We start from the raw sequence: 15,709 nt of genomic DNA on the forward strand, positions 1-15,709 counted from the left end.
GCGGACCGCACAAATGCAAATGGCCGGGAGCGATCCCGGCCATTTTTGTTCGTCAAGGTCATCTGCCAGAATGAAACGGGACTTACATCCAGATCGCTTGATAAACTACTTCGCGAATGCGCTTGATTGTCACGTCGCCGATATAGTCGATTTGATCGAGCGTTTGATCATCTGTTGTCGCAAGCTGACCGACCGTCGCAATGCCAGCCGCCGTCAAGCGTTCGATTAGGTTGTCAGTAAATCCGTAAGGATAAGCCGCTGACTTTCCTAGCACGGTAACTGACTTATCTAAAATCGCGAGGCCGTGCTCTACCGGCAACGGCGGAAGCTGCACGCTATGGAATGCTTGGCCCGAAACATGGAATTCGGCCGGCTCTGGCAGCGCTCCGATCCACTGGTCTATCATTTCGAAGGTCAGACGTTTCGAAGGAACGCTATCCAGCAGATTGCAAAGGTTGATTGCAAAGACCGGCCCCCGTCCCCCAGATTTCAGAGCACGGGAAGCCTCGCGCCTGGAGAGAAAGCCCAGATATTCAAGTATCTCAAAGATCTTAGTGTATTGCCCAACAATTTGTCGGTGAATTAGAGCCCGGTCTGGCGCAACGGGACGACCGTCCCGTACCGATCTCGAAGTGTGCTCAACGATAATTTCCATCACCTCGCGTGCTGGCTCCACGAGCGGCTCATAAACCCCAAGCTTCGGAGCTACTTCTTCCATTAGCGGCCAATAGTGCGCTGTTGCCATGTCCAACAGGCATTTGTTCACTTCCGGAATTCCGACTTTGTCTTGGCCATCAAATCGATTGCACGCCAAGATTAAAATGAGACACCAAACCTAGATGGGCAACGAGGAGACAGGTTTCTCGAATAGCGCTTTTTACCGTCGCCTCGTCGAAAAGTAGCGCGCTATTGAAAAACTCCCAATGAACGCCCTTCGATAGGGTCGAATACAATTGCTGGCTCTGTCCTTTTGTCTTCTTGACGTAAGTTTCTGCGCCTAGCGAAAGAATGTCTCGAAGCAGGGGATCCGATCCATGGGCCGACACGAAATCCAGCATGCTTTCAACGGCCGGCTGCCAACAAACATGATCAATGTGTTTTGAAAACAGTGCACGGCCAATCTTCGAAACGTCTTGCTCGAGATTCCACAGCTCCGAATTTCTTTCTTCGGCTGGCATTACGTCGCCAAACCAGGAAAATCCGGATCTGGCTCGCTTACCGTGCTCATATTCCGGCTGGCCTTGAAATTCACTCAAGTACAGTATTCGAAATGGATCTAAGCGGCCAACTAATGCAGCGCATGAATTCTCAAGCAGAACGCGGGCAAAGAACGGTCCCAGTGCTGTAGCCTCGTCCGAGGCCACCTCGCCTAGAATTCTTATTGCCCTACTAGCAAACGACTCTACCGATTGCGACATTGCTGAAGCGCTATCTTGGCGCGCCCCTCGACAATAGGCTCGCCACAAATCAATCGCCCGATATCCGGCATAGAGAACTCTCATCGTCAACCTCAGCGACCACAACATATACGAGAGGTCTCGGACACTACAACCTTAGTCGCATGCCTGTTGAGGACAACAGGGGGTGTGCGCATTGCTGTATGCCTAGAGCGCGCTCTCCTAAGGTAAGCAGCCCATATTGAGAAGTAGCAGGCCTTATATCCAGGTGACGATTGGGTCCCTGCGAATTCCCGCCGATTACCCCTTGTCGCTCTCGAGCCTGAAGATCTCCGAGTCCTCGCTGCCCGACAAGAGGCCGGTGTCCGTGTAGAGCTTCAGCTTGGTCCGCGTGTCCGCGATGTCGAGATTGCGCATCGTGAGCTGGCCGATGCGATCGGCCGGCGTGAACGCCGCGTCTTCCACCTTCTCCATGCTGAGCCGCTCCGGGGCATAGGTGAGGTTCGGACTTTCCGTGTTCAGAAGCGAATAATCGTTGCCGCGGCGCAGCTCGAGCGTAACCTCGCCGGTGACGGCGCGCGCAACCCAGCGCTGCGCGGTCTCGCGCAGCATCAGCGCCTGCGAATCGAACCAGCGGCCCTGATAGAGCAGGCGGCCGAGGCGCAGGCCGCTGATGCGGTACTGCTCGATGGTGTCCTCGTTATGGATGCCGGTGACGAGGCGCTCATAGGCGATGTGCAGGAGCGCCATGCCCGGCGCCTCATAGATGCCGCGGCTCTTGGCCTCGATGATGCGATTCTCGATCTGATCGCTCATGCCGAGGCCATGGCGGCCACCGATGGCGTTGGCTTCGAGGAGCAGCGAGACGGGATCGGTAAAGGTCTGGCCGTTCAGCGCAACCGGCTGGCCCTCTTCGAAGCGCACGACGACCTTCTCGGCCTTGACCGCACAATCATCGCGCCAGAACGGCACGCCCATGATCGGGTTGACGATCTTGATGCCGCTGTCGAGGCTTTCAAGATCCTTCGCCTCATGCGTGGCGCCGAGCAGATTGCTGTCGGTCGAATACGCCTTCTCGGCACTCATCTTGTAGGCGAAGCCCTGGGCGGTCATGAACGCCGACATTTCGGCGCGGCCGCCGAGTTCATCGATGAACTGCTGGTCGAGCCAGGGCTTGTAGATGCGCAAATTCGGGTTGGTCAGCAGACCGTAGCGGTAGAAGCGCTCGATGTCGTTGCCCTTGAAGGTCGAGCCGTCGCCCCAGATGTTGACGCCGTCCTCCTTCATGGCGGCGACCAGCATCGTGCCCGTCACGGCGCGCCCGAGCGGCGTGGTGTTGAAGTAGGTGATGCCGCCGGTCGAGATGTGGAAGGCGCCGGATTGGATCGCGGCAATGCCTTCATGGACGAGTTGGGTGCGGCAATCGACCAGCCGCGCCTTCTCGGCGCCGAAATCCATCGCCTTGCGCGGGATCTCGTTGTAGTCGGCCTCGTCGGGCTGGCCGAGATTGGCGGTATAGGCGAACACGCGCGCGCCCTTCTGCTTCATCCAGAGCAGCGCCGCGCTGGTGTCGAGACCGCCCGAGAAAGCGATGCCGACTTTTTCTCCCTTGGGCAGGCTTTTCAGGATCGTGGTCATGGGGCTTCCAATCGGTCTTAAAGGGGCTGATGTCGCTGAGGGGTTTGACCGCGCGAATATCAAATTTCGCGCGCGGGGGCACGCGTTTAATGGCTCAGAGCGACGGCGCGGGACCGGTTTTGCCGCCGAACAGGCGCTGGCGAAGCCGGTAGGCGGGCCAGGCCAGCCGGGTCAGCGCGGCATCGACGGCCTCGTCCGACAGCCGCGTCCGCGGCCAGCGGTAAATCAGGGCGTAGGCAAACCAGATCACGACGAAGGTGACGAGGCCGGCAATCGCGACGTCGGTGAAGAAGTGGCCGCCGAAGGCCATGCGGAGCCCGCTGGTCACGGCGCCGAAGACCACCGCCCCGGCATAGGCGAGCGGCCGCCATGCCGGCGGGGCGAGAGCGGCCGGCGCCAGTGTCCAGAACGCGGTCGCGCCCTCGCCGGAGAAGAACGAGCAGTTGCGCGCACAGCCGCCGCGCGGATCCCACCATGGCACGAACTGCTGGTCTCCGGCGAACTCGGTCACGACGACCGGGCGAGGCCGGCCCCAATAGGTCTTGAAAGTGAGATTGGTGAGAATGCCGGCCGACAGCGTCAGCGTCGCGAGCAGGAAGATCATCGCGCGCCCGGAGACCATCAACGGCCGGTCGGGACGGATCAGCTTGACCACGAGCGCGACAAGCGAGGGCAGCGCGAACGCCCAGGCAACCCACATCGCGGCATCGCGCGCAAAGGCGGCCCAGCCGTTCAGCTTGAGCGGAAAGCTTTTTGTGCCGGGATCGAAGAACAGCGATGCGAGCTTGAGATCGAGTTCGGGATAGAGGCCGAAGACGACGCCGATCACGAGCCACAGCGTCAGGGCGATGAAAAGTCCGGTCCGGTTCATGGCGCGCGGTTTAGCGGAGGGAGCAGGAGATGGAAACCCCGGAGTCGGTCGCGGCTAGCGACACAAGCAGCGCCGATTTTGTCATAGCGCGATGCCTCGACGTTGTCGTCCCGGCGAAGATGCGGCGCGTCATTCCGGAACAGCCGCAAGCAGTCACGACCCATCCGGCCGCGAACGCGACGGCAGCGGCGGGGGCGGCTTGCGCGGGGGTGACGGATGACGCCAGGCGCCGGCGTTGCGGCCGGCGATCAGCCAGTAGACGACGCCCGCAACAATGCCCGCGCCGGTCATGATCTCCAGATGGCGCCGGACGATGCCTTCGAACTGCATCGTTTCGGGATGGAACGGCACGAGGCCGAGATAGCAGGCCAGCCCAACGAGGCCACCGCCGACGGCATAAGCCAGCACGCTGCGGATGTAGAGCGCCTCGGTGATCGCCACGATCACCATTGCCGGCACCAGTGCGAAGCCCGAGACGAAGATGAAACCAAACCCGAGCAGGATGTCGATCGTGCTTTCATCGACCGGGCCGGCGCCGAGATCGGAGAATTCCGGAAACAGCAGCGCCCCAACCACGATCATGCCACCCACCAGGCATGAGGCGAGAAAACCGATGAAGATCACGACGAGGCGGCCGATTAGCGGCATACGAGAAAATTCACCGATATCGTCATTGCGAACGAAGCGAAGCAATCCGGACTGCCTCCGCGGAAAGACTCTGGATTGCTTCGCTTCGCTCGCAATGACGAGGATGCGATAGCGTGGGCATTGTCAATCCGTCATCGCCATGGCGCGCAGCGCCTGGCGTTCGCGGGCCGAGAGCTTTTCGGTCTCCGACTTGAGCTGGCCGCAGGCCGCAAGGATGTCGCGGCCGCGCGGCGTGCGCACCGGCGAGGAGTAGCCAGCGTTGAAGATGTACTCGGAGAATTTTTCGATCTGATCCCAGTCCGAACATTCATAGGCCGTGCCGGGCCAGGGATTGAACGGAATCAGGTTGATCTTGGCGGGAATGCCCTTGAGCAGCTTCACCAGCAGCTTCGCATCGTCGAGTGAATCGTTGACGCCCTTGAGCATCACATATTCGAACGTGATGCGGCGCGCGTTCGAGGCACCCGGATAGTCGCGGCAGGCCTGCAACAACTCGGCGATCGGATATTTGCGGTTGAGCGGCACGAGCTCGTTGCGCAATTCGTCACGCACCGCGTGCAGCGAGATGGCGAGCATGACGCCGATCTCGTCGCCGGCGCGGACGATGTTCGGCACCACACCCGAGGTCGACAGCGTGATGCGCCGGCGGGAAATGCCGATCCCCTCATTGTCGCCGACGATGAGCAGCGCGTCGCGCACCGCGTCGAAATTGTAGAGCGGCTCGCCCATGCCCATCATCACGATGTTGGTGACGAGGCGGCTGCCGTTCTCGCGATCGGCCCAATCATTCAAGCGATCACGCGCCACCATCACCTGGCCGACGATCTCGCCGGCGGTGAGGTTGCGCACCAGGCGCTGCGTGCCGGTGTGACAGAAGGCGCAGTTCAGCGTGCAGCCGACCTGGGAGGAGACACACAGCGTGCCGCGATCAGTCTCCGGAATGTAGACGCACTCGACTTCATGCGCCTTCTCGACATTGTCGCCGCTCGGCAGCCGCAACAGCCATTTGCGCGTGCCGTCATTCGAGATCTGCTCGGCCACGACTTCGGGCCGGTCGACTGTGAAGCGCTGCGAGAGCTCGGTGCGGATGGTCTTCGAGATCGACGTCATCTCGTCGAAATTCTCGGCACCGCGGAAATAGATCCAGTGCCACAATTGCTGCACGCGCATCTTGCGCTGGGCAGGTGCTACGCCGATCTCGCCAAGACGGTCGGCAAGCTCGCTGCGCGACAGGCCGATGAGCGACGGCTTGGCCGGCGGCACATAGGTTTCGAGCGGAGTTTTCTCCACCAGTGTTGCGTTGTGCGGCTCGGTCGTCGGTTGCATCAATGGGCCTAAGATCGCTGCTATCTGAACTCGTCATGCCCGGGCTTGACCCGGGCATCCACGTCTATCCTCAGTCGCGGTGACGCGTGGACGGCCGGGTCGAGGCCGGCCATGACGACCGAAATTGTGGAACGCCCCCAATATAGCAATCGGAACTCCCGATTGCGACCGCTCTTACCGGCGGCAGCCCTACCGCCTGCAATCCTGGGCGATCTTGTCGAGCGCCTGGGCGAGGCCCTTGAGCGAGAAGGTGTCGGTGGTCTCCGTGCCCTTGGCCGAGACGCCCTTGACCACGAGATCGGCGGAGCGGCGCATGGCCTCGACCATCCGCTCCTCCTCGGCCGCGTTCTTGATCCAGAGGCCGTCGCCCTGAGTATACATCGCGTAAGAGGCGCCGCCGACCTCGACCGTCGATTCCGAGCCTGGCTTCAGCGCGTAGCCGATCATGACCGAGACTTCGTTGTTCACCCTCTCCGCCGGCCGGGTCGAGACGAAGGCATAGGCCGGGTCACGCGGCCGATTCGGCGGGTTGGTCTTCGACGATGAGGGCTTTGCCAGCGCAAAGCAGACCTTCTTGCCGTTGGGCGTGGCCGAATAGGCGCCCCAGGTCCCGAACTGGCCGATCAGGGTCGGCTCGGCACCACCGGCAACCCCCGCGGGAGGAGCCCCCGATTTACTCTCGGGCTTGGCAGGCGTCTTTGCCGGAGCAGCCGGTTTTGCCGCGGCCTTCGGCGCCGGTTGCGCTGTCTGCGCGCGCGCGGAATCGATGTTTCCCCACGCCACGCCAAACATCAAAGCTAAAAAAAGCACCCGCCACATGGCCCGAGTGGTTCCCTCAATATTGTGACTGGAAGATGGCCCGCGTGAGTCGTGTCCCCAGCCAGGGATAGCCGGGAAAGTCCAATTTGGGAAGGCAGTTAGCGGGGACGCGGCTAGTCGCGGGAGCGCGCGGCGCGCTGCTCGGCCCATTGAGAATCGGTCCAGCGCAACAGGTCCTCGGCGCCGGAACTCCGCAAATGCGCGCCGCCGTCGATCACCACCATCTCGCCATTAATGTAACCCGCGCGATCCGAGACCAGGAAGCTGGCGAGGTCGGCAAGCTCGCTGTGCTCGCCGGTGCGGCCAAGCGGATTGCGCGAGGCCCACCCCTCATCGCGCCCCTCCGGGCGGAGCTGCCCCGACGCGCCGGCGGTCGGGAACGGCCCCGGCGCGATCGCGACGGTGCGGATGCCCTTTGGCCCCCATTCGACCGCGAGGCTCTTGGTCATCGCCAGCACCGACGACTTCGCCATCGCGGACGGCACCGTGAAGGCGCGGCCCGTGATGGTCGAGGTCGAGAGGATCGAGAGCACGACGCCGTTGTGCTTGCCCTCGATCCAACGTCTGCCGGCCGCGAGCGTGCAATACATCGCGCCATGGAGTGTCGGCGCCAGGATCGCATCCGCGGCGCGGAACGACAGATGCTCGCTCTGCGCGATGAAGGTCGCGGCCGCATTGTTGACGAGAATGTCGAGCGGCGCCTCGCGCCAGATCGCGTCCATCATGCCATCGACGGCGGCGCCGTCGCGGATGTCGCAGGCGATAGTCGTGACCTTGCCGCCGGTCTGCGCGCGCATCTCCATTGCAGTTGCCTCCAGCCGATCAAGCTTACGGCCGCAAATCACGAGCTCCGCACCGAGGGTGAGGAAGCGACGCGCCATCGCGGCACCGAGGCCCGAGCCGCCACCGGTGACGAGGATGCGCTTGTCTCTGAGCAGACCTGTTTCAAACATCGTTTGAATCCTCCATCAGCAAGTCGCGTTGTTGCTGTGGAAAGTAGCACCGTCATTGTGAGCGAAGCGAAGCAATCCAGTGTTCGCGCCACGGAATTAGGCGAAAGCCTCGCGTGCAGAAACTGGATTGTCGCCCGAGCCTAAATCCGGCAGAAACGGGCAAACTATAATTCCGTCCCGAAACGCCTGAGGTGCCGCCATGAAAGCCATTCTCTGCACGCAATATTGCCAACCCGACGATCTCGTTTTGGCCGATGTGCCGGATCCGGTGGCAGGTCCCGGCGAAGCGGTGATCGCGATCAAGGCCGCGGCGCTGAACTTCTTCGACATCCTGATGATCCAGGGCAAGTATCAGATCAAGCCCCCCTTCCCGTTCTCGCCGGCCGCCGAAGTCGCCGGCGTGATCGAGAGCGTCGGTCCCGGCGTCACCGATCTGAAGGTCGGCGACCGTGTCGTTGCGTCCTGTGGCCACAACGGCGCGCGCGAGAAGATCGCGCTGCCGGCCGCATCGATCGTGAAGATCCCCGATAATCTCGACTACGACCGCGCGGCGGGCATCATCATCATCTACGGCACGGCGCTGCATGCACTGGAAGACCGCGCGAGCCCGAAGCCGGGCGAAACGCTCGCGGTGCTTGGCGCGGCCGGCGGCACCGGCCTTGCGGCATGCGAGCTCGGCAAGCTGATGGGCCTGAAGGTGATCGCATGCGCCTCATCGGATGAGAAACTCGCCTTTGCCAAGGCGCATGGCGCGGAGCTGACGCTGAACTACGGCAAGGAAGATTTGAAGGAAGGCCTGCGCAAGCTCACCGACGGCAAGGGCGTCGACATCATCTTCGATCCCGTGGGTGGCAGCTATGCCGAGCAGGCGTTGCGATCGATCGCGTGGGAGGGCCGCTTCCTCGTGATCGGCTTTGCCGCCGGCGACATTCCGAAAATGCCGCTCAACCTCGCGCTCTTGAAGGGCTGCGACATCCGCGGCGTGTTCTGGGGCGCCTGGACGCGGCTCAACCCGGCGAAGAACCGCGCCAATCTCGAGAAGCTCGTGAAGTGGACGGCGGAAGGAAAGATTTCATCGCATATCGACCGCACCTTCCCGCTGGCGCAGACCGCAGATGCGCTGAAGGTGCTCGCCGGCCGTCAGGCGATGGGCAAGGTGATCCTGCATCCCTGAGGGATGCAGGCGACGTCGCCCGCCAACATACACTCGCTACATGTGCAAGGGTGCTCGGCCGCCGAAAGTTCGGCGAAGGCGGCAAGCCACGGCATGACAGCGGATGGCGTGGTGGCCAGCGGGGACACCCAGGGTTCCTGCGGAACCGCCCACCACATGGTTAAGCGCCGTCAACCATTCCGTCAAAATTGCGGTGCATTCCGTCGCGCCGCCTAAATCAAACCCAAATATCTCCCGATTCGCGCAAACCGTCGTCGTTTTTTGGTCTGATTCAGACGGCGATTTACCGGTTCCAGTTTGTGGGGCACTTCTGGACAAAAACAAGAAGACTGAAGCCGGGAATGCCCCTGCGTTGCGTAGTAATGGGGAGCATCACCATGGAGACGACGGTGTACCGTCAGTCCAACGAGTCGAGCGAATTCGACTCCGATCAATCATATCCGACCGCGCCCTATATCCGTGCGCGGGCCGCACGAGCCGATCTTTCGCCGGACGATCCGGTTCCGCTTTTCCTGTCCGATCCGCTCAGCGCACCGGATCCGGGGGAATTCGCGCCGCTGGCGCTGCAACCCAAAGGCAGGATCGTCCCGCACATCCTCGCCGCCGTTCTGGTGGCGTCCGCCATGATAGTTTTGGGCGCGGTGTTCCAGTCCGACCTTCGCGGCCTCCTTGCCGCCTATGCCGGTGGCTCGGTGGCTGCAGCGCCGGACCAGACTCCGGCCAATCTGCCGGCGGCAAAGCAGACCGCCGTCAAGGATCCGGCCCGCGTGAGCGACATCAAGCTGGCGAGCGCTGACGCGCAGGATCTCCCCGCTCCGTCAACGCCGAGCCGCGAAGCGATCGCGACCGCCTATCAGAACGCGCTGCAGTCCCAGGCGCCCGCGCCCGTCGCGGCGCAGCCCGCGCCTCCTCCTCAGCCCGCCAAGACACTCCCTGCCAAGACGCTCCCCGCCAAGACACTCGATGCCGACACGCTGGCCGGGCTGATGACGCGTGCGAAGAGCCTGTTGACGGTCGGCGATATCGTCTCCGCGCGCCTGCTGCTCGAACGGGCGGCGAATGCTCAGGATGCGACCGCGGCGTTTCTGCTGGCGCAGACCTACGACCCGGCCGTGCTTGGCACCAACGATACGCGGACCATCGCCGGCGACGCGACGGCCGCGCGCGACTGGTACGAGAAGGCCGCAGGCCTCGGATCGGCGGAGGCGCGGCAGCGCCTCACCCAGCTTCAGAACTAGAGCTCTTTAGAGGATATCATGCGTTATTTTTCGAGAATGGCGCTAGCCGCCATCATGACCGTCTGTGCCTTCGCGGCGCGCGCCGAGCAGACCGAATATGATCCGGCCAAGGTCTCGGACAGCCTGAAGGCCATCTTCCAGTTCGGGTCGACCTCGACCAAGCAGGCGCTGAACGCCAACACCGTCACGCTGATCACCGGCACGATCGGCGGCACCTATGTGCAGTTCGGCGCCGACCTCGCCTCGGTGCTCGACGACGGCAACAAGATCCGCGTGCTGCCGATCGTCGGCCGTGGCTCGGTGCAGAGCGTTGCCGACATCCTGTTCCTGCAAGGCGTCGACCTCGGCATCGTACGCGCCGACACGCTCGACTATCTCGAGCGCAAGGGCTTCGCCAAGGACATCAAGAAGCAGTTCACCTATGTGACCAAGCTCTACAACGAAGAGATGCAGGTGATCGCGCCGAAATCGATCGCGACGCTGAAGGATCTCGAAGGCAAGACGGTGAGCGTCGACCTGCCCAATGGCGGCACCTTCGTCACCGCCCTCACCGTGTTCGAGCGGCTCGGAATCAAGGCGAATTTCGTCTATGTCGAGCAGCGGATCGCGATGGAGAAGCTGAAGGCCGGCCAGATCGACGCCGTCATCGTGGTCGGCGGCAAGCCGTACAAATCGGTCTCGACCTTCAGCAATGACGGCCGCTTCCATCTCGCAAGCGTGGACTATTCAAAGCCGCTGCAGAGCGACTATCTGCCGGCGACGCTGACGTCCAAGGACTACCCGAACCTGATCAAGGACGGCGAAACCGTGGACACGATCGCGGTGCCCGCGGTGCTCGCGGCCTATAACTGGGCGCCGAACACCGAGCGCTATCGCAAGCTGGCGCTGTTCGTGGACGCGTTCTTCACCAAATTCCCGGCGCTGCAGAACCCGCCCTTCCATCCCAAGTGGAAGGAGGTCTCGCTCGCAGCCCCGCTCGCCGGCTGGAACAGGTTGCCGGTGGCGCAGCAATGGCTCGACCGGCACGGCATCGAGCCGGTGACGCGGCAGCGCTTCGAGGCGTTCCTGAGGCAGAATCCCGCGGCAGCGAAAGTGTCCGACGCCGACAGGGAAACGCTGTTCAAGCAATTCCAGGCTTGGGACGCAGAGAATGCCCGCGCGCAGGCGCGGCCGGAGAAGAAGTAAAAGGCGTCATTGCGAGGAGCGAAAGCGACGAAGCAATCCAGGCTGCCGCCGCGAAAAATTCTCTGGATTGCTTCGCGGAGCCTGTCATCGGGCCGCGCTTTGCGCGGACCCGTTGGCTCGCAATGACGACGCTCGTGGTGAGCGCCATCCACACACTCACTGTCATCGCCCGCCTTGTGCGCAATTGCGCACTGGAGCGGGCGATCCAGTATTCCAGAGACAGTGCGAGTATACGGAGAAGCTGCAGCGTACTGGATGCCCCGCTTTCGCGGGGAATGACGGCGGAACGTGTGGCGCCGCGCTACGACGTAGCTTCGGCTTCCACCTCTGCGTCAGCCACACCGCGCTTCAGCGCGGCGCGGGCGGCTTCGCGATGCTCATTTGTGATGTGGCTGGCGACCAGGCGGATCGCAGTGGCGAGCACGGCGGCGTCATCGGTGAAGCCGAGCATCGGCATCACGTCCGGGACGAAGTCGAACGGCAGGATGAAATAGGCGAGCGCGCCGAGCAGCGACGCCTGCACGTGGCGCGGCGTCTGCCTGTCGAAGGCGCAGTAATAGGCGGCGAGCAGATCCTCCGCGAACGGCAACTGCGCGACGACACGCTTCAGCTTGCGCCAGAACCGGCGGCGCACGCCTTCACGATCTTCCGCGAGCCGATCGGCCGGCTCGAAGCCGACACTCTGTTCGGCGGACATGGTCAAACTCCCCGTTCAGCCCGGCGCGGCGGATCGCCGCATCCGGTGCTGATCACAAGATGGGGATGCCACCGCCCCCTGCAAGACGTCAGGTAGGTGTAAGCTTGGCGATCGCGTTCATCGCCTTGGCGAGATCAATGTCGCGCGCCGTGACGCCGCCGGCGTCGTGGGTCGACAGCACGACCTCGACCGTCTTGTAGACGTTGCGCCATTCAGGATGATGATCCATCTTCTCGGCGACGAGCGCCGCGCGCGTCATAAAGCCGAAGGCCTCGCTGAAATCCTTGAAGACAAACGTCTTCTGGATCGCCTCGCGGCCCCCGACCTCGGCCCAGCCGGGTATCCCGCTCAACGCCTGCTTGCGCACATCTGCCGACAGCCGCTCTGTCATGATCGCCTCCGTCCTTCAGGGGAACTTTATCCTAACACCGTGGTGACGCCCGGGTTCATAGGGACTTCGTCCGTCCGCTAACCATGACGGAGATGTAACCAGCGCCGGACGGGAAATTTGCTACAATTATCCGCCTTGAATTGCCGGCCAAGATGAAACTGAGCCTGAAACGCCTGTTTGGGAGATCGATGACCGGGGGTCACGAGCTTGCCGAAGCGCCCACGCCATCTTCGCCGCGATCCGCGGCGCGGAAGACGATGCTCGTGTCCTTGGCTCTGGTGCTTGCGATCGTTGGCGCACTTGCGGGCGGCTACTATTTCGCGATGCGGCCGGTGATGCTGAGGATCGCGGTCGGTCCCGCCAACAGCGATGATTTAAAGGTCGTACAAACGCTGACGCAGGCGTTCGCGCAGAGCAAGGGCTATGTGCGGCTGCGCCCGATCCAGACCGAAGGCGCGACTGCAAGCGCCGACGCGCTCGCCGCAGGCAAGGTGGATCTCGCCATCGTACGCGGCGATCTCAACGTGCCGAAGAACGCACAAGCCGTCGCGACCCTGCGCAAGAACGTGGTGGTGCTGTGGGCCGTAGCGGGCAAGGGCAAGAAGAAGGGCGCCAAGATCACCAAGATCGCGCAGCTTGCCGGCCATCGCGTCGGCGTCGTCGGCCGCACGCAGGCCAACGTCAACTTGCTCAAGGTGATCCTCCAGCAATACAGCGTCGATCCCGCCAAGGTCGAGATCGTGCAGTTCCCCGCCAATGAGGCGGCCGAGGCGATCCGGGCCCAGAAGGCGGATGTCTATCTCGCGGCCGGACCGGTCAACAGCAAGGTCACGGCGGACGCGATTGCGGCGTCGACCAAGGAGGGGGGCACGCCGACCTTCCTTGCCATCGATTCCGCCGACGCGATCGCGCAGAACCACCCGGCCTATGAATCCGCTGAAATTCCTGCCGGGACTTATGGCGGCTCGCCTGACCGTCCCGACGAAGAGGTCAAGACGATCAGCTTTTCCCATCACGTCGTGGCACGCAAAGGCCTGTCGGAGACCACCGTCGCGGCCTTCACCCGGCAGCTCTTCGCGGTGCGCCAGCAGCTTGTGGCGGAATTCCCGCTCGCCGCGAAGATCGAGACGCCCGACACCGACAAGGATGCCGTGATTCCCGTGCATCCAGGCGCCGCCGCTTTCGTCGATGGCGAGGAAAAGACCTTCCTCGACAAGTACAGCGATTACATCTGGTGGAGCCTGATGGCACTCTCCGCCATGGGCTCGCTCGGCGCCTGGTTCGCCGGCTATCTGAAGAAGGACGAGCGCGACAGCAACAGCCATCTGCGCGAGCGGCTGCTCGACATGATTGTCGCCGCGCGGAAGAGCGAGACCACCGAAGAGCTCGACCAGATGCAGGTCGAAGCCGACGACATCCTGCGCGATACGCTGCGTTGTTTCGACCATGGCGCGATCGAGGAAAGCGCGCTCACGGCATTCAACATCGCCCTCGAGCAATTCCATACGGCCGTCGCCGATCGCAAGGCGCTGCTGCTCAGCCTGCCGCAAAGCCTGCAGCGCGCCGGCGCGCAATTCCGGGCCGCCGGCAACGCATGAACGCTGCGCGCGTTATTGCTGCGTCACATTGTCCCAATATAGCAATTCCTGTCGATGCGCCGCCTCTGCGGCCGTCCCGAGCCATCTCGAGACCATCCCATGACAATCAAATTCTCCCGCCGCCGTTTTCTGTCCACCAGCGCCGGTGCACTTGGCGCGATCGCGATGCCTCGTCTGTCGCGCGCGGCCGACCGGCCGGCGATCACTCATGGCGTGCAGTCCGGCGACGTCACCGTCGATGGCGGCGTGGTCTGGGCGCGCGCCGATCGCCCGTCGCAGATGCTGGTCGAGGTGGCGACGACGGAATCCTTCAAGGACTCCCGCGCGCTGCCGCCGATCGCGGCGCTGCCCGAAAGTGACTTCACCGCAAAGATGCTTCTGGAAAACCTTCCCGCGGGCCAGGACATCTTCTATCGCGTCCGCTTCCGTGATCTCTCCCACACCGCGATCGAAGGCGAGCCGGTCGTCGGTCGCTTCCGCACTGCGCCCGCCGACCGCCGCGACGTCCGCTTTGTCTGGGGCGGCGACGTGGCCGGCCAGGGCTGGGGCATCAATCCCGATGACGGCGGCATGTTCACCTTCTCGACCATGCGCAAGCACCGTCCGGATTTCTTCCTGCATTCGGGCGACACCATCTACGCCGACGGCCCGATCGTCTCCGAGGTGAAGCTTGCCGACGGCAAGACCTGGAAGAACGTCGCGATCCCCGAGAAGGCCAAGGTCGCGGAGACACTGGACGAGTACCGCGCCGCGCACAAATACAATTTCACCGACGACAACGTCCGCGCCTTCAATGCCGAGGTGCCGATCTTCGTGCAGTGGGACGATCACGAGGTGACCAACAACTGGTCGATGTCGAAGGAGCTGCCGGCCGCCTACAAGGAGCGCAACATCTCGCTGCTTGCAGCCCGCGCCGCACGGGCCTTCCACGAGATGTATCCGATGCGCGAGAGCATCGTTGAGCCGTGCCGGGTCTATCGCCAGATCGCTTACGGCCCGCATCTCGACGTGTTCGTGCTGGACGAGCGCAGCTATCGCGGCGCGAACGGAGCCAATCTCGAAACGAGCTATGGTCCGGCCAGCTACTTCCTCGGCCCGGACCAGATCGCCTGGCTCAAGCGCGGTCTTTTGAACTCGCGCGCAACCTGGAAGGTGATCGCTTCCGACATGCCGCTCAGCCTGATCGTATCAGACACGCCGAAGGGCGGCTCCGAAGCCTTCGCGCAAGGCGACGGGCCGCCACGCGGCCGCGAGCTCGAGATCGCCGACCTCTTGCGCTTCATCAAGATGGCGCCGATCAGGAACACGGTGTGGCTGACGGCGGACGTGCACTATGCCGCCGCGCACTACTACGATCCGAACAAGGCGCAATTCCAGGATTTCGAGCCGTTCTGGGAATTCGTGTCGGGTCCGTTGCACGCCGGCACCTTCGGTCCGAACCAGCTCGACAACACGTTCGGGCCGGATGTGCGCTTCATCAAAGCGCCGGGAAAGGACAATCAGAATCTGCCGCCATCCGCCGGCATGCAGTTCTTCGGTCACGTCAGGATCGACGGCGGCTCGGGCCAGATGACGGTGACCTTGCGCGACCGCGCCGACGTTGCGCTGTGGTCGACCACGCTCGATCCAACGTCCGCCTGACGTCGCATCGCTAACCGGCGCCAACCCAAGGCGCCAACCCAAGTGCTGTCGCGGCGTCTATCCCGCCGAGGCGGCGGATCGCGGCCCGGCCTGAAGCCGGAACGCCGGGTAAAGCCCCCGACCACCCCCTAAG

General features: G+C 63.0%; 15 protein-coding genes. 5 read left to right on the plus strand and 10 right to left on the minus strand.

What is annotated here, in order from left to right:
- Positions 1-82: 82 nt before the first annotated feature.
- The 8 genes from MTR72_RS12735 to MTR72_RS12770 form a co-directional block, all read right to left on the minus strand.
- Positions 83-766: a hypothetical protein gene (locus MTR72_RS12735; protein ID WP_341510391.1), complete on the minus strand. Its 684-nt coding sequence runs from the start codon at positions 764-766 to the stop codon at positions 83-85.
- A 28-nt stretch (positions 767-794) separates the two neighbouring features.
- The gene (locus tag MTR72_RS12740) at positions 795-1,502 is read right to left on the minus strand and encodes a hypothetical protein (RefSeq protein ID WP_341510392.1); all 708 of its coding nucleotides are present in this window, start codon (positions 1,500-1,502) and stop codon (positions 795-797) included.
- Between the two features lie 195 nt (positions 1,503-1,697).
- Positions 1,698-3,035 (minus strand): argininosuccinate synthase, encoded by a 1,338-nt coding sequence (gene argG / locus MTR72_RS12745; RefSeq protein WP_280967618.1) that lies wholly within the window; start codon positions 3,033-3,035, stop codon positions 1,698-1,700.
- Positions 3,036-3,129: 94 nt separating this feature from the next.
- Positions 3,130-3,906 carry a phosphatase PAP2 family protein gene (locus MTR72_RS12750; RefSeq protein ID WP_280967617.1) on the minus strand — a complete coding sequence of 259 codons (777 nt, stop codon included), beginning with the start codon at positions 3,904-3,906 and terminating at the stop codon, positions 3,130-3,132.
- Positions 3,907-4,059: 153 nt separating this feature from the next.
- Positions 4,060-4,554 (minus strand): hypothetical protein, encoded by a 495-nt coding sequence (locus MTR72_RS12755; RefSeq protein WP_280967616.1) that lies wholly within the window; start codon positions 4,552-4,554, stop codon positions 4,060-4,062.
- A 123-nt stretch (positions 4,555-4,677) separates the two neighbouring features.
- Positions 4,678-5,880 (minus strand): 23S rRNA (adenine(2503)-C(2))-methyltransferase RlmN, encoded by a 1,203-nt coding sequence (gene rlmN, locus MTR72_RS12760; protein ID WP_280967615.1) that lies wholly within the window; start codon positions 5,878-5,880, stop codon positions 4,678-4,680.
- A 189-nt stretch (positions 5,881-6,069) separates the two neighbouring features.
- The gene (locus MTR72_RS12765; RefSeq protein ID WP_280967614.1) at positions 6,070-6,699 is read right to left on the minus strand and encodes an invasion associated locus B family protein; all 630 of its coding nucleotides are present in this window, start codon (positions 6,697-6,699) and stop codon (positions 6,070-6,072) included.
- Positions 6,700-6,812: 113 nt separating this feature from the next.
- Positions 6,813-7,652, minus strand: a complete 840-nt coding sequence (locus MTR72_RS12770; RefSeq protein WP_280967613.1) for an SDR family oxidoreductase — start codon at positions 7,650-7,652, stop codon at positions 6,813-6,815.
- Between the two features lie 199 nt (positions 7,653-7,851).
- On the opposite strand from MTR72_RS12770, the gene MTR72_RS12775 reads away from it, so the two are divergent.
- The 3 genes from MTR72_RS12775 to MTR72_RS12785 all read left to right on the plus strand — a co-directional run bounded on the left by MTR72_RS12775 (position 7,852) and on the right by MTR72_RS12785 (position 11,249).
- The gene (locus MTR72_RS12775; protein ID WP_341510393.1) at positions 7,852-8,826 is read left to right on the plus strand and encodes an NADPH:quinone oxidoreductase family protein; all 975 of its coding nucleotides are present in this window, start codon (positions 7,852-7,854) and stop codon (positions 8,824-8,826) included.
- 377 nt (positions 8,827-9,203) lie between these two features.
- A complete protein-coding gene (locus MTR72_RS12780) occupies positions 9,204-10,064 on the plus strand; it encodes a hypothetical protein (protein WP_280967611.1) in 861 nt (286 codons plus the stop codon).
- An 18-nt stretch (positions 10,065-10,082) separates the two neighbouring features.
- Positions 10,083-11,249 carry a TAXI family TRAP transporter solute-binding subunit gene (locus MTR72_RS12785; protein WP_280967610.1) on the plus strand — a complete coding sequence of 389 codons (1,167 nt, stop codon included), beginning with the start codon at positions 10,083-10,085 and terminating at the stop codon, positions 11,247-11,249.
- Between the two features lie 301 nt (positions 11,250-11,550).
- On the opposite strand, the gene MTR72_RS12790 is transcribed toward MTR72_RS12785, so the two are convergent.
- On the minus strand, positions 11,551-11,946 hold the full coding sequence (locus tag MTR72_RS12790) for a YkvA family protein (RefSeq protein ID WP_341510394.1): 396 nt from the start codon (positions 11,944-11,946) through the stop codon (positions 11,551-11,553).
- Positions 11,947-12,034: 88 nt separating this feature from the next.
- Positions 12,035-12,337 (minus strand): 4a-hydroxytetrahydrobiopterin dehydratase, encoded by a 303-nt coding sequence (locus tag MTR72_RS12795; protein WP_280967608.1) that lies wholly within the window; start codon positions 12,335-12,337, stop codon positions 12,035-12,037.
- A gap of 152 nt (positions 12,338-12,489) precedes the next feature.
- Here MTR72_RS12795 and MTR72_RS12800 point away from each other — a divergent pair, with 152 nt between their 5' ends.
- Positions 12,490-13,935 (plus strand): TAXI family TRAP transporter solute-binding subunit, encoded by a 1,446-nt coding sequence (locus MTR72_RS12800; RefSeq protein WP_280967607.1) that lies wholly within the window; start codon positions 12,490-12,492, stop codon positions 13,933-13,935.
- 99 nt (positions 13,936-14,034) lie between these two features.
- Positions 14,035-15,576: an alkaline phosphatase D family protein gene (locus MTR72_RS12805; RefSeq protein WP_341510395.1), complete on the plus strand. Its 1,542-nt coding sequence runs from the start codon at positions 14,035-14,037 to the stop codon at positions 15,574-15,576.
- The last annotated feature ends 133 nt before the right edge of the window (positions 15,577-15,709 follow it).

Source organism: Bradyrhizobium sp. ISRA442 (assembly GCF_038085055.1).
In the GTDB taxonomy this organism is placed as follows: Bacteria; Pseudomonadota; Alphaproteobacteria; order Rhizobiales; family Xanthobacteraceae; genus Bradyrhizobium.

What these genes read in the sequence shown, in the direction of transcription:
- MTR72_RS12740 (WP_341510392.1), bottom strand. Translation starts at nt 1,502, where the DNA reads ATGAGAGTTCTCTATGCCGGATATCGGGCGATTGATTTGTGGCGAGCC.
- argG (WP_280967618.1), bottom strand. Translation starts at nt 3,035, where the DNA reads ATGACCACGATCCTGAAAAGCCTGCCCAAGGGAGAAAAAGTCGGCATC.
- MTR72_RS12750 (WP_280967617.1), bottom strand. Translation starts at nt 3,906, where the DNA reads ATGAACCGGACCGGACTTTTCATCGCCCTGACGCTGTGGCTCGTGATC.
- MTR72_RS12755 (WP_280967616.1), bottom strand. Translation starts at nt 4,554, where the DNA reads ATGCCGCTAATCGGCCGCCTCGTCGTGATCTTCATCGGTTTTCTCGCC.
- rlmN (WP_280967615.1), bottom strand. Translation starts at nt 5,880, where the DNA reads ATGCAACCGACGACCGAGCCGCACAACGCAACACTGGTGGAGAAAACT.
- MTR72_RS12765 (WP_280967614.1), bottom strand. Translation starts at nt 6,699, where the DNA reads ATGTGGCGGGTGCTTTTTTTAGCTTTGATGTTTGGCGTGGCGTGGGGA.
- MTR72_RS12770 (WP_280967613.1), bottom strand. Translation starts at nt 7,652, where the DNA reads ATGTTTGAAACAGGTCTGCTCAGAGACAAGCGCATCCTCGTCACCGGT.
- MTR72_RS12775 (WP_341510393.1), top strand. Translation starts at nt 7,852, where the DNA reads ATGAAAGCCATTCTCTGCACGCAATATTGCCAACCCGACGATCTCGTT.
- MTR72_RS12780 (WP_280967611.1), top strand. Translation starts at nt 9,204, where the DNA reads ATGGAGACGACGGTGTACCGTCAGTCCAACGAGTCGAGCGAATTCGAC.
- MTR72_RS12785 (WP_280967610.1), top strand. Translation starts at nt 10,083, where the DNA reads ATGCGTTATTTTTCGAGAATGGCGCTAGCCGCCATCATGACCGTCTGT.
- MTR72_RS12790 (WP_341510394.1), bottom strand. Translation starts at nt 11,946, where the DNA reads ATGTCCGCCGAACAGAGTGTCGGCTTCGAGCCGGCCGATCGGCTCGCG.
- MTR72_RS12795 (WP_280967608.1), bottom strand. Translation starts at nt 12,337, where the DNA reads ATGACAGAGCGGCTGTCGGCAGATGTGCGCAAGCAGGCGTTGAGCGGG.
- MTR72_RS12800 (WP_280967607.1), top strand. Translation starts at nt 12,490, where the DNA reads ATGAAACTGAGCCTGAAACGCCTGTTTGGGAGATCGATGACCGGGGGT.
- MTR72_RS12805 (WP_341510395.1), top strand. Translation starts at nt 14,035, where the DNA reads ATGACAATCAAATTCTCCCGCCGCCGTTTTCTGTCCACCAGCGCCGGT.